At 58.3% G+C, this 12,268-nt stretch carries 12 protein-coding genes, 1 tRNA gene, 1 other RNA gene and 1 pseudogene; 12 read left to right on the forward strand and 3 right to left on the reverse strand.

Features of this window, described 5'->3' with window-relative positions; all coding sequences use genetic code 11:
- Nucleotide 1: 1 nt before the first annotated feature.
- The 6 genes from HY028_01985 to HY028_02010 are packed head-to-tail and all read left to right on the forward strand — an operon-like array spanning nt 2 to nt 5,777.
- Nucleotides 2–1,231 carry a DNA polymerase IV gene (locus HY028_01985; protein ID MBI3343637.1) on the forward strand — a complete coding sequence of 410 codons (1,230 nt, stop codon included), beginning with the start codon at nt 2–4 and terminating at the stop codon, nt 1,229–1,231.
- A 54-nt stretch (nt 1,232–1,285) separates the two neighbouring features.
- Nucleotides 1,286–1,807 carry a cupin domain-containing protein gene (locus tag HY028_01990; GenBank protein MBI3343638.1) on the forward strand — a complete coding sequence of 174 codons (522 nt, stop codon included), beginning with the start codon at nt 1,286–1,288 and terminating at the stop codon, nt 1,805–1,807.
- A gap of 17 nt (nt 1,808–1,824) precedes the next feature.
- Complete coding sequence (locus tag HY028_01995) at nt 1,825–2,715, forward strand: EamA family transporter (protein ID MBI3343639.1); 891 nt, start codon at nt 1,825–1,827, stop codon at nt 2,713–2,715.
- Between the two features lie 22 nt (nt 2,716–2,737).
- Nucleotides 2,738–3,436 carry a monofunctional biosynthetic peptidoglycan transglycosylase gene (gene mtgA, locus HY028_02000; protein MBI3343640.1) on the forward strand — a complete coding sequence of 233 codons (699 nt, stop codon included), beginning with the start codon at nt 2,738–2,740 and terminating at the stop codon, nt 3,434–3,436.
- A gap of 28 nt (nt 3,437–3,464) precedes the next feature.
- Nucleotides 3,465–5,345 (forward strand): ATP-binding cassette domain-containing protein, encoded by a 1,881-nt coding sequence (locus HY028_02005; protein ID MBI3343641.1) that lies wholly within the window; start codon nt 3,465–3,467, stop codon nt 5,343–5,345.
- Between the two features lie 57 nt (nt 5,346–5,402).
- Nucleotides 5,403–5,777, forward strand: a complete 375-nt coding sequence (locus tag HY028_02010; protein ID MBI3343642.1) for an NAD(P)-binding domain-containing protein — start codon at nt 5,403–5,405, stop codon at nt 5,775–5,777.
- A 61-nt stretch (nt 5,778–5,838) separates the two neighbouring features.
- On the opposite strand, the gene HY028_02015 is transcribed toward HY028_02010, so the two are convergent.
- Nucleotides 5,839–6,849, reverse strand: coding sequence for a class 1 fructose-bisphosphatase (locus HY028_02015; GenBank protein ID MBI3343643.1), 1,011 nt, complete (start codon nt 6,847–6,849; stop codon nt 5,839–5,841).
- 488 nt (nt 6,850–7,337) lie between these two features.
- Between HY028_02015 and HY028_02020 the strand changes: the two genes are divergently transcribed.
- The 6 genes from HY028_02020 to recR all read left to right on the forward strand — a co-directional run bounded on the left by HY028_02020 (nt 7,338) and on the right by recR (nt 11,213).
- Nucleotides 7,338–7,428: transfer RNA gene (locus HY028_02020), tRNA-Ser, on the forward strand.
- 86 nt (nt 7,429–7,514) lie between these two features.
- Nucleotides 7,515–7,612: signal recognition particle sRNA small type (gene ffs, locus HY028_02025), an RNA gene on the forward strand.
- Nucleotides 7,613–7,806: 194 nt separating this feature from the next.
- Complete coding sequence (locus tag HY028_02030; protein ID MBI3343644.1) at nt 7,807–8,052, forward strand: hypothetical protein; 246 nt, start codon at nt 7,807–7,809, stop codon at nt 8,050–8,052.
- A gap of 418 nt (nt 8,053–8,470) precedes the next feature.
- Nucleotides 8,471–10,123 carry a DNA polymerase III subunit gamma/tau gene (gene dnaX / locus HY028_02035; protein ID MBI3343645.1) on the forward strand — a complete coding sequence of 551 codons (1,653 nt, stop codon included), beginning with the start codon at nt 8,471–8,473 and terminating at the stop codon, nt 10,121–10,123.
- A gap of 161 nt (nt 10,124–10,284) precedes the next feature.
- Nucleotides 10,285–10,608: a YbaB/EbfC family nucleoid-associated protein gene (locus HY028_02040; protein ID MBI3343646.1), complete on the forward strand. Its 324-nt coding sequence runs from the start codon at nt 10,285–10,287 to the stop codon at nt 10,606–10,608.
- Between the two features lie 2 nt (nt 10,609–10,610).
- The gene (gene recR, locus HY028_02045; GenBank protein ID MBI3343647.1) at nt 10,611–11,213 is read left to right on the forward strand and encodes a recombination protein RecR; all 603 of its coding nucleotides are present in this window, start codon (nt 10,611–10,613) and stop codon (nt 11,211–11,213) included.
- 145 nt (nt 11,214–11,358) lie between these two features.
- Here the strand turns inward: recR and HY028_02050 are convergent, their stop codons facing one another.
- Together HY028_02050 and HY028_02055 are read right to left on the reverse strand one after the other, a co-directional pair.
- Entirely contained in the window at nt 11,359–11,511 is a 153-nt protein-coding gene (locus HY028_02050) for a hypothetical protein (protein ID MBI3343648.1), read from the reverse strand.
- A gap of 58 nt (nt 11,512–11,569) precedes the next feature.
- Nucleotides 11,570–11,881 (reverse strand): annotated as a pseudogene (locus HY028_02055) (transposase).
- Between the last annotated feature and the right edge of the window lie 387 nt (nt 11,882–12,268).

Here is a 12,268-nt window from a genome sequence, read left to right on the forward strand (position 1 = left end):
TATGTCCGCTGCCCCCTCTTGGCCGCGCGCCGTCATTCATCTCGACATGAATGCCTTTTTTGCGTCGGTGGAGCAGCGCGACTTTTCCGAATTGCGCGGCAGGCCGGTGGCGGTGACCAATGGCGAGGTCGGCACCACGATCATCACCTGTTCCTACGAGGCGCGTGCCTATGGCGTACATACCGGCATGCGGCTCAAAGAGGCGCGCCAACTCTGCCCGCAACTTATCCAGCGCCCTGCCCGGCCTAAAGTCTATGCGGCAATCTCCACCGCCATTATGGAGGCGCTCTACGACATCAGCCCCGACATCGAGGTCTACTCGGTGGACGAGGCCTTTCTCGACGTGACGCGCTGCCAGACATTACACGGCACACCGGAGGACATGGCTCGCATGGCGATAGCCAAGGTACGCGAGGTCAGCGGCCTCCCCTGCTCGGTGGGCGTGAGCGGCGACAAGAGTACGGCCAAATTTGCCGCCAATCTCATGAAACCCAATGGCTTTACCGTGATCCCGCCGTGGGAAGCGCGGGAACGATTGGAGAACGAACCCGTCACGAAGCTCTCCGGTGTCGCGGAAGGCATCGGCGGTTATCTCTCCGCGCACGGCGCGATAACCTGCGGTGATGTCGCGCGTCTGCCGGTAAGCGTGCTGGCGCGCCGTTTCGGCAATATGGGCCGCCACATCTGGCTGATGTGTCAGGGCGAAGATCCCGATGACGTACAGGTGGATGTCGCCGCGCCCAAATCGCTCGGCCACGGCAAGGTCGTCCCGCCCGGCACGCGCGATAAAGAGACGCTGCTTACCTATTTCTTACATATGAGTGAAAAGGTCGGCGCGCGCCTGCGCCGTCATGATCTCGATGCGCAACGTTTCTTCATCGGCCTGCGCGGTTATAATGGATGGATTGGCGACACGCTCACTCTGGTGCAGCCCGGCAACGACAGTAAAGCGATTTATCAACTGTGTAACATTGTCATGCACAAAATTTGGCACGGCGAACCGGTGTCGCAGGTGCAGGTTACCGCACGCGACCCGCGGCCTGTGAATAATCAACTGGGCCTGTTTGAAGTGCATGACGAGCGTCATGAGGTGCTCAATCAAGTCATGGATCAGATCAATCAACGCTACGGCGAATTCACCCTCGCCCCTGCGCGCCTGTTAGGACGCTCCGCCATGCCCAATGTCATCGCCCCCTCCTGGAAGCCCAGCGGCCATCGGCAATTTGTGTGAGAGAACGGCCCCATGCGATACGCTTTTCCCCATAGCACAATCCTCATACTCGTCTTGCTGAGCACGCCTCTGTACGCTGAAGAGAAGAAGACCGGCCCTTCTCAAGCAAATCTTGACGTACAGGGACGTACTAATGTCGCGGGAGGCAGGATGCCGGGAGCGACCGCCAAACACGCCATCCAATTCACGCCAGCCGACTTCAAGTGGGTGGACGCCCCGCGCTCGATGCCGGCTGGGACGAGAATTCAAGTTTTGGAGGGTAACCCCACCCGCGCGGGCCTATTCACCATGCGCGTGAAGCTGCCCGCGCAAACCACGCTCATGCCGCACTCGCATCCAGAAGATGAACGGGTCACGGTGCTCTCGGGCGGGGCATATGTTGGCTTCGGAAACAAAGTCGACCTGGCCAAAGCCAAGCAGTTCGCGACGGGCAGCTACTACGTCAACCCCGCCAGGCTGCATCATTACGCCTACTTCGGTGAAGAGACGGTAATACAACTGACAGGAACGGGGCCGTGGGAGATTCATTATCTGAAAGCTCCGGAACCACCGAAAAAGAAGAAACGAGCGAATTAGATCATCCGCTCTCCTCCGTGGCCCCTGTAAATCTGCGATTCAAAATCGTCATCGCCTTCGTCACGCTTTATCTGGTGTGGGGCTCGACGTATCTCGCCATCCGCGTCGGCGTCCATGACCTGCCGCCCGCGCTGTTCGCCGGTGTGCGTTTTGTCATCTCGGGACTCGCCCTGGGGCTTTATGCTCACCTGCGGGGCGAGGCCCTGCCGCGATCACTCGCCGCATGGAAGGTCACCATCATCATGGGGATATTTCTACTGACCGGCGGCAACGGTTTGGTGGTGTGGGGCGAGCAGTGGGTGCCCTCCAATCAGGCTGCATTGATTGTGGCGACCACCGCACTGTGGCTCGCCGGTCTGGGCACGCTGGGGTCGCAAGGCCAGTCGCTGACACGCGTTACCCTGCTCGGACTCGTAGCAGGCTTCGCGGGTGTGGCCCTGTTAATGTTTCCCAACAGCGAAAATTTTTCGTTTGATCACCTGGGTGGACAGATCGGCATCCTGCTTGCCGCATTTCTGTGGTCGAGCGGCTCGATCTACGGTAAACGCCACCCCAGCGGAACTCCGCCGATGATGTCCGCCGCGCTCCAGATGCTGGCCGGCGGAATGGTATTGGCCGTCATCGGCCTCGCTACGGGAGAAGTTACTCACTGGCAGTGGTCGCTCGAAGGCGCCGGCGCGCTGAGTTATCTGATTGTCTTCGGCACGCTGGGTTTTGTCGCCTTTACCTGGCTGTTGCATACCGTCACGCCCTCCCAACTCGGGACCTACGCCTACGTCAATCCCGCTGTGGCGGTGATGTTAGGCTGGTGGCTGCTGGGCGAAACCTTGACCCACACTCAAATACTCGGCATGACGATCATTTTGTTTGGCGTCATTCTGGTAACGGCTTCCTCCTCCAGGCGTTAGCCCTTATGATCACTATAGCCCAATGGTAAAAACCCTGCGGAAGCTGGTACTACGTGGATTCGTACTGGCAGCCCTGCTAATCCTGCTCTATCAAGCATGGCTGGCGCTGCACATCTGGTACTGGGTGGAACACAATCCCACAACAACCGCCTTTATGGAATCTCGGTTAAATGAGATGCAAATCCAAGCCCCTCAAGCCCGCTTATCACAAAAATGGGCGCCCTATTCCGGCATCTCGGTACATCTCAAGCGCGCCTTGATCGCGGCGGAAGACGCCAAATTTCTTGAGCATGAGGGTTTCGACTGGGAAGGGATACAAGTCGCTTACGAGAAAAATCTTAAAAAGGGGCGCATCGTCGCCGGCGGCTCCACCATCAGTCAGCAATTGGCCAAGAACCTGTTTTTATCAGGCAGCCGCACGCCCTGGCGCAAGGTGCAAGAGGCTGTTATTACCTTGATGCTGGAGAATATTCTCAGCAAACGCCGTATCTTCGAAATCTACCTCAATGTCATCGAGTGGGGCAACGGCGTGTTCGGGGTGGAGGCCGCCGCGCGTCACTATTATGGAGTGAGTGCGGCAACTATTTCTGCGCCGCAAGCAGCGCAATTAGCAGCGATGGTCACCAATCCGCGCTATTATGACGGCCACCGCACCGCCCGCGGCCTGCAGCGCAAGAGCGGCATCATCCTCGCGCGCATGCCGGCCGCCCAGGTACCCTGACCATACACCCTACAGATAACTTATCGCCATGCCGCTTATCAGTCTCAACAAGGCGTCCATCGCCTTTGGCCATCACGCCCTGCTCGATCGGGCCGACCTCGTTATCGAACCCGGCGAGCGCGTCTGCCTGATCGGACGCAACGGCGCCGGCAAATCCACCCTCATGCAGATCATTGCCGGCGCTATCCTGCCCGATGACGGAATCGTCTGGCGGCAACCCGGGCTGCGCATCGGCAGGCTTGCCCAGGACGTGGTCTTGGCGGAAGACCGCACGGTCTTCGACACCGTGGCCGAGGGTTTGGGCGATCTCGCCGCGGTGCTCTCCGGTTATCACCATACCCTGGCCCTGTTGGAGCAGGACCACTCTGAGCCGGTGTTGCAGCGTCTGCACGATTTGCAGCATCAGCTCGAAACCCGCGACGGCTGGCGCTTTCACCAGCGCATCGAAACCACCCTCAGCCGCCTGGAATTGCCCGCCGACCAACTTTTGGGTGAGATCTCCGGCGGCTGGAAGCGGCGCGTAGCACTGGCCCAGGCGCTGGTCTCGGAACCCGATTTGCTGTTGCTGGATGAGCCGACCAACCATCTGGATATCGCGGCGATCACCTGGCTGGAAGAGTTGCTGCTGAATTTCCGCGGCGGTCTGCTGTTCATCACCCACGACCGCAGTCTGCTGCAACACCTCGCCACCCGCATCGTGGAACTGGACCGCGGACAACTTACCTCGTGGCCGGGCGACTACCCACATTATCTGCAAAAGAAACAGGAGATGCTGGCCATCGAGGCCGATCACGCCGCCAAGTTCGACAAAAAACTCGCGCAGGAAGAGGTCTGGATACGCAAGGGCATCCAGGCCCGCCGCACCCGCAATGAAGGCCGCGTGCGCGGCCTCTATGCCCTGCGCGAGGAACGCGCCAAACGCCGCAGCGTGCCGGGCAAGGCGCAACTCGCCCTGGACAGCGGCGCACTCTCCGGCAAGCTGGTGATCGAGGCGGAGGAGGTCTGCAAATCCTATGACGGCAAGCCGGTGGTCAAAAATTTTTCCACGCGCATCATGCGCGGCGACCGGGTGGGGCTGATCGGCCCGAACGGCGCCGGCAAGACCACGCTGCTCAAGCTGCTGCTCGGCGAGTTGGCGCCGGACAGCGGGACCGTGCGGCAGGGTACGAATCTGCAAATCGCCTACTTCGACCAGTTACGCGCCCAGCTCGACCCGGAACGCTCCGTCATAGACAACCTGGCGCTGGGAATGGATACCGTCACCGTCAATGGCGCGTCGAAACACGTCATCAGCTACCTCCAGGATTTCCTGTTCCCTCCGGCCCGCAGCCGTTCCCCGGTCAAATCGCTTTCCGGGGGCGAACGCAATCGCCTGCTGCTGGCGAAGCTGTTCACCCAGCCCGCCAACCTGCTGGTGATGGACGAGCCGACCAACGATCTCGACATCGAGACCCTGGAATTACTGGAAGAGCTGCTGGGCGGCTATAACGGAACCCTGCTCTTGGTCAGCCATGATCGCGCCTTTCTCGACAACGTGGTCACCAGCGTCATCGTGTTTGAAGGGGAAGGGAAGATCGGCGAATACGTCGGCGGCTATGAAGACTGGCTGCGGCAGACTGCCCGGAAGCAACTCCCGCCCAAATCCGCACCCAAGCCGGCGGAAAAAGCTCAACTCAAGGCCGCTCGTAAACTGGGTTACAAAGAGCAACGTGAACTGGAGACCCTCCCCGTTCAGATTGACACCCTGGAGGCGGAACAAGAACGTCTGCACGCCGCACTGGCGGAACCGGATTTTTATCAGCGCGACAAGGAAGGCTTCCACGCCGCCATGCAACGGCTCGACGAAGTCGGCCAGGCCCTCCAGGCGGCCTATGCGCGCTGGGATGAGCTGGGAGCTCCGCAAGCTTGACGTCTTGAGCACCGCGGTCTATCTTGGGTGTTCTTGGAATACCTAAAGGGGCCGTTTATGGATATACAAAAGATTGCGGTGATCGGACTGGGCAGGGTGGGGTCTGCATTTCTGGAGCAAATGCTGGCGCTTAAGGACAAAGGTATTCAAATTGCCTACGCCGTTGAGCGCAACGAGACCCCGGGGAAACTCTTGGCCAAAGAAGCCGGCATCCGGCTCTTGACCCTTGATCAACTCATCGCCCTGGGTAGTGAGGTGGACATTGTCTTCGACCTCACCGGCAACGCCGAAGCGCGCAGGGAACTCCGGGAAAAACTCGCCGCCTCCAATAACCGGCATACCACCATTGCGCCCGAGGCGATTGCCCGCATGATGTGGACGGCGATGGGCGGCAAGGCCTTGCCCGATGTCCACGGCAGCAAGGGTTATTGATACACTCTGTTAGGAAGTGAGGCGTGAAGAGTGAGGGGTGAGGCGCAATACCTCACACCTCTCAGCCTCCCAAGTGATACGAAATAATCCGGTTGACCTCGTTCTTGGAACCCAAAATCACCGGCACGCGCTGATGCAGATCCTCCGGCTGTATCTCCGTGATGCGCTCGCGCCCGGTGGTGCTCACTCCGCCCGCCTGTTCCACGATGAATGACATCGGATTGGCCTCGTACATAAGGCGCAGCTTGCCCGCCTTGGCGGGATCTTTGGTGTCCTTCGGGTACATGAACACGCCGCCGCGAATCAAAATACGATGCACCTCGGCAACCATAGAGGCGATCCAGCGCATGTTGAAATTTTTCTTGCGCGGGCCTTCCACGCCGGCCAGGCACTCATCCACGTAGCGTTGCACCGGCGCTTCCCAGAAACGTTCATTGGAAGCATTGATGGCGAACTCGTGGCTGTCTTCGGGGATTTTCATACCGGGATGGGTAAGGATGAACTCACCGATATTCTGGTCGAGCGTAAAGCCGTTCACGCCGTGACCGCTGGTGAGCACGATCATGGTGGACGGCCCATAGAGCGCATACCCCGCGCACACCTGCTTCGCGCCGGACTGAAAGAAGTCGCGCGCGGTCACGGCTTCCTGCGACATCCCCTTGGGCGAGCGCAGAATCGAGAAGATAGTGCCTACCGAAATGTTCACATCAATGTTGGACGAGCCATCGAGCGGATCGAACACCAGCAGATACTTGCCCTTCGGGTACTGGCGGGGGATCTGATAGATATCGTCCATCTCCTCCGAGCCCATCGCGGCGAGGTGGCCCGCCCATTCGTTGGACTTGATAAAGATTTCGTTGGTGATGACGTCCAGTTTCTTCTGTGTTTCACCCTGCACGTTTTCGCTGCCCGCGCTGCCCTGGATGCCGATCAGCGCGCCCTTGTGTACCGCGTTGGAGATGACCTTGCAGGCCGTGACGATGTCATTGAGGAGCGAGCTGAAGTCGCCGCTCGCGCCGATCTGGCGCTGTTCTTCGATGATAAATTGCGTAAGCGTGGTGCCGTTATGCATGACGATGATTACCTTAAATGAGGGCTACGAAATAAATCATCCTCCGCAGCGTCTCGGCTGCGGGGAGTGTTACTCTTAAGTCAATAATTAAGCCTACACTTCCCTCTGTGTCCCCGCCCCCCTATGTAGGGGGCGGGAAAGGGTGGGGGTAGGTAAAACAGTGTATTTACTCAGGAGTCACATCATAAGTAGTGCTCCTTGCTTTGTGACTCCTGAGTGATACTCGGTCCGAATCAATACGGGGATTGCGGGGGCGTAAAAGTTTAATATTTTATCAAGAATTCCATTTATCCGCCATATTTACCTTGCCCGGCAGCCTGTTCTCGTCTATGATTTTTAGTTGCTTGCAATGAGATTGCAGGGAGAGGTGTCCGAGCGGGCGAGCGGTGGGCTTAGGAGCCGCGAGCGCCAAGCCATGGATGGCTTGGCCGGTGTTGCACAGTAGTCTGAAGTTACGCCAGGGACGGCCGCAAATGCGGCGAAAATTAGGAGAGGTGTCCGAGCGGTTGAAGGAGCACGCCTGGAAAGTGTGTATACGGTAACCCCGTATCGCGGGTTCGAATCCCGCCCTCTCCGCCACTTAACAGCCGGAGGACTCCGGCCCCTGCTGGTTTAGATCCCTAGTCCCTGCCTCTAACCCCCAGCCCCTGTTTTATGGTGGCTTGTATCGGTCCCCTCGCAACGAGCGGCTGTGAACCCCGTCAGGCCCGGAAGGGAGCAGCGGCAGCAACCTCACTCGTGTGCCGGGGTGTGGCTGGTACAGGCCGCCGCCTTTGTTATTATAAATCAATAGATTGATTCCAAAAGCTGGCGTTCTTCTAATAATCCGCAAGTTCTACATGTGTGCCTTTAATCATTATCTAGCCGCCTTGGTGAGCCAGGAATATTGGTGAGTCAATATCTATATGCTATCCTTGAATGTGGCTGTTAGTCGTTAAGTTAAAGGAGGACCTAGCGATGAATAATCCTTTAGAAGTAGAACTTGAGACTTACATAAAAGTTCTTCCCCAGTTGCTTCCTAATCAGGGGAAGTATGTTTTAATCGGTGGAGGACAAATTGCCGGTATTTACGACACGTATGATGACGCCATAAGTATTGGGTATGAGAAATTTGGGATCAAACCCTTCCTGGTAAAACAAATCATGGCGTCGGAGCAAGTCCAGTACTTTACCCGCGATGTCCTTTCTGCATGCCCTGCTTAACAGTTCAAATATCTGCAAATGGCGCATTATTAGATTTACTTATAGGTGTCAGTCTTCCTCGTCAACAAGCACTAAAGAAACTATCCGAGCCCGTTCCAGAGGCCGTCACAATACGTGGATTGATTGATACTGGGGCAAGCTGTACGTGCGTAGATCCTCAAATCATTTCTTCATTGAAGCTTACTCCGACAGGTCAAATTCCTATTCATACCCCTTCAACGGGTGAGCTGCCTCATCTGTGTAATCAATACGACGTAAGCGTTACTATCCTGCATCCAGCTTTAACCTATACTTTTCACGCAATGCCCGTCATCGAGCTGATTGGCAGGGATGTCCTGAAAGACTGCCTCTTCCTGTACGATGGCCGGAATCAAACATATACATTGGCCTTTTAGACTACCCGCAAGATAGTATCCCCATGAGCTACCAAGTCCTCGCCCGCAAGTGGCGGCCGCGCAATTTCGACGAGATGGTCGGGCAAGACCATGTGCGGCGTGCACTGGTCAACGCCCTCGATAACGACCGGCTGCACCACGCCTTTCTGTTTACCGGGACTCGGGGCGTGGGAAAAACCACCATCGCGCGCATCTTGGCCAAGTCCCTCAATTGCGAGCAGGGCGTCAGTTCAAAGCCCTGCGGGGTGTGCAGCGCCTGCCGCGAGATAGATGAAGGGCGCTTTGTAGACCTGATCGAGGTGGACGCCGCCTCCCGCACCAAGGTCGAGGACACGCGTGATCTGTTGGAGAACGTGCAGTACGCCCCGACTCGCGGGCGTTATAAAGTCTATCTCATAGACGAGGTGCACATGCTCTCCACCCACAGCTTCAATGCCCTGCTGAAAACCCTGGAAGAGCCGCCGCCGCACGTCAAATTTTTACTCGCCACCACCGACCCGCAAAAACTGCCGGTGACCATCCTCTCGCGCTGCCTGCAATTCAATCTAAAGCGCGTTCCCGTTGATCTGATTAGCAAACAGTTGGAATACATTCTCGTCCAGGAAGGGATTGAGGGCGAGCCAGGGGCGCGTCTCGCCCTGGCCCGTGCCGCCGACGGAAGTTTGCGTGACGCCTTAAGTCTGCTCGACCAGGCCATCGCCTATGGCGGCGGCGTACTCCGCGAGACTGAGGTGCGCGCCATGCTGGGAACTATAGAACAGACCCATATCGTCGCCCTGCTGGACGCCCTGGCCGGTCACGACGCCCCAGCCTTGTTACAGCGAATACAATTGCTGGCCGAACACAGCCCCGATTTTGCCGGCGTGCTGGCCGATCTGCTTTCGCACCTGCACCGCATTGCCCTCGCCCAGATCGCCCCGGAGGCCATAGACGACAGTCTGGGTGACCGCGCCAGTCTCCTGCGCCTGGCGCAGACCCTCAGCCCCGAGGACGTGCAGTTGTTCTATCAGATTGGCCTGCTCGGACGGCGCGACCTGTCCCTGGCGCCGGACGCCCGCAACGGTTTCGAAATGGCGCTGCTGCGCATGCTGACCTTTCGTCCGCGCAGCGCGGCAGAGCCGCTCAGCGTCTCCTCCGCTACGGCCTCTCACGCCTCACGCCTCACGCCTCACCTGCCACCCCTCACCTCCCCTGCCGATCCGGCCGCCACTCTGAAGGCCGCTCCGGCCACTACTACCCCTCACCCCTCACCCCTCACCCCTCACCTATCTGCACCCCCTTCCGCGCGGGAACCGGTTTCAGACGACTGGGATAAAGTGCTAAGCGCACTCAATCTCACCGGCATGCTAAAGCAGCTCGCGGTCAATTGCGCCCTTATAGGACGGACCGGCGACACCCTGTCTCTGCTTCTGGACAGCAGCCAGGCCAACCTGCGCACCGCGCGGCTGGAGGAGCGTCTGCAGCAAGCCCTGCAAACCTATTACCAAACTCCGGTCAAGCTCGTCCTCACCGTGGGTGAGCCCGGCGGATCCACGCCGGCGCAGGCCCGGGCGAGAGAACAGAACGAACGCCAGCAGGCCGCCGCCCAGGTCATCCAGAGTGACGCCAACGTCCAGGCCCTGATCGAAACCTTCAACGCCCGCATCCACCCCGACTCTATCCAGCCCCTGGATTAATCTGATCTCTCTTCTCAGCTCAGGCTTGCTATAATTAAAGGTAGGTAGAATTAGACTGACTTCTCAGCTCACTTTATCTCCCCCTTGATAGAAGAGTTAGAGTGGGGGGGGGGTAGGTAGTAGCGCAAACACATCACGCAGAAAGACTTACGAGGTAAGATATGAAAGGCGGTCTAGGCAACATCATGAAACAGGCCCAGCAGATGCAGGCCAACCTGCAAAAGGCTGCGGAGGAACTCGCCGGCCTGGAAGTCACCGGACAATCCGGCGCGGGCATGGTCACCGTGGTCATGACCGGATCGCACGACGTCAAGCGCGTCACCATAGATCCCAGCCTGATGCAGGAAGACAAGGAAATGCTGGAAGACCTGATCGCGGCGGCCGTCAACGACGCCGTGCGCGCGGTGGAGAAGACCTCCAAGGAAAAATACGCCGGCATGACGGGCGGCCTGGGCCTCCCCGCAGGCTTCAAGATGCCCTTCTAGCCTTGCAGCACGTCCCCAGCACACTCATTGAGCAGTTAGTCGAGGCCTTCCGCTGCCTGCCCGGCGTGGGCCCCAAGTCGGCCCAGCGCATGGCCTTCCATCTGCTGGAACGCAACCGCGAAGGCGCGCGCCAACTCGCCGAGGCCCTGACCCAGGCCGTCAACAACATCCATCACTGCGTCCTGTGCCGTACCCTAAGCGAAACCGAAATCTGCCGGCTATGCGCCAATAGCGGCCGGGACCGCGCCCTGCTGTGCGTAGTGGAAACCCCCGCCGACGTGTTAGCCGTAGAACGCGCCACCGGCTACAAGGGATTGTACTTCGTGCTAATGGGCCACCTCTCCCCCCTGGACGGCATCGGCCCTGAACAGATCGGCCTCGCTAAGCTCGCCGAGCGCCTGGACCCGGCAGCGGTGCGCGAAGTCATCCTCGCCACCAATCCCACCGTGGAGGGCGAAGCCACCGCCCACTACATCAGCGAACTGGTGCGCCCGCGCGGCATCAAAGTCACCCGCATCGCCCACGGCGTGCCGCTGGGCGGCGAACTGGAATACGTAGACAGCGGCACCCTGTCGCATGCCTTTTCGGGGAGGCGAGAGATATAGGCATCCTGCCTGTGTAGTTAAAACATCATAAGGCAGACTCGAATCCGCCAAATCTAATACCGGATCGAACACAGTTTTTCTTTACTATTTTCGCGACGATCTGCCGCGATGAGAGATTCCTTTCGTTATGCTGCTTCCAGTCCGATTACCGCTTGCCTAACAAGGCGACTGCTTGTGCTATGCGCGGCAACTTCGATGCGTAGTGAGGGTCGAACAGGCGTCTAACCTCCTTCTCATCGACACCAAGCCGCTTGGCAAGCTGTACGTTGGTGAAGCCCAACATCTCACCGCTCTCCATAACCACTCACCCCATCACACATTTGCCCGCCCCAATCCGGGGGCGCCATTCCTCGCTCGATGTAGCCGTGCAACGTTGAATGGGGCCAATCCACAGGACGCGCAATCCAACCGTGCTTCACCGGGTTGAAATGAATGTAATCCACGTGCCGCGCCAGATCGGCCTCATCCCGGATTTGATGCTCCCAATAGCGCCGCTGCCAGATACCACGCTCGCGTTTGGCCTGACGGCTGGCGCGGATATGCTCGACTTTTGCCATCCGCCGCGAAAACCCGGCCTTGATCCGCGACCAGCGCAACGGATAATTGGCATCATCAGGTGGCAGGCGCCAAATCGCGTGCAGGTGTTCGGGCAACACGACCATCGCCAGCGTAACGAAGGCGAAAAGGAAAAGGGGGTCAGGTTCATGGAAAAGGGGGTCTGGAAAAGGGGGTCAGGTTCATTGTATGGAAAAGTGGAAAAGGGGGTCAGGGAAAAGGGGGGAAAAGGGGGTCAGGTTCATTGTATGACTACCATACCTCTCGCCTCACCTGCTCCAACTGCTTCGCCAATCTTATATCTTCCTCCAATAGATGCCGCACCTGCATCAACGCATGGCTGATGTGGGAAAAGGGGGTCATGAGGAAAAGGGGGACAGATTGAGGCATACCCGATTTCACGGACACAGGGTTAGGGGACAACAGCGTTTTCTTCATACTGCATCGGACTCACGTAACCGAGTGTTTGATGTAGCCGTTCTCGATTGTAAAACACTTCA

The sequence above is a fragment of the Gammaproteobacteria bacterium genome (assembly GCA_016195665.1).
Taxonomy (GTDB): Bacteria; Pseudomonadota; Gammaproteobacteria; order SURF-13; family SURF-13; genus JACPZD01.

What these genes read in the sequence shown, in the direction of transcription:
- HY028_02015 (MBI3343643.1), bottom strand. Translation starts at nt 6,849, where the DNA reads ATGCATAACGGCACCACGCTTACGCAATTTATCATCGAAGAACAGCGC.
- HY028_02005 (MBI3343641.1), top strand. Translation starts at nt 3,465, where the DNA reads ATGCCGCTTATCAGTCTCAACAAGGCGTCCATCGCCTTTGGCCATCAC.
- HY028_02030 (MBI3343644.1), top strand. Translation starts at nt 7,807, where the DNA reads ATGAATAATCCTTTAGAAGTAGAACTTGAGACTTACATAAAAGTTCTT.
- HY028_02050 (MBI3343648.1), bottom strand. Translation starts at nt 11,511, where the DNA reads ATGGAGAGCGGTGAGATGTTGGGCTTCACCAACGTACAGCTTGCCAAG.
- HY028_01985 (MBI3343637.1), top strand. Translation starts at nt 2, where the DNA reads ATGTCCGCTGCCCCCTCTTGGCCGCGCGCCGTCATTCATCTCGACATG.
- mtgA (MBI3343640.1), top strand. Translation starts at nt 2,738, where the DNA reads ATGGTAAAAACCCTGCGGAAGCTGGTACTACGTGGATTCGTACTGGCA.
- dnaX (MBI3343645.1), top strand. Translation starts at nt 8,471, where the DNA reads ATGAGCTACCAAGTCCTCGCCCGCAAGTGGCGGCCGCGCAATTTCGAC.
- HY028_02040 (MBI3343646.1), top strand. Translation starts at nt 10,285, where the DNA reads ATGAAAGGCGGTCTAGGCAACATCATGAAACAGGCCCAGCAGATGCAG.
- HY028_02010 (MBI3343642.1), top strand. Translation starts at nt 5,403, where the DNA reads ATGGATATACAAAAGATTGCGGTGATCGGACTGGGCAGGGTGGGGTCT.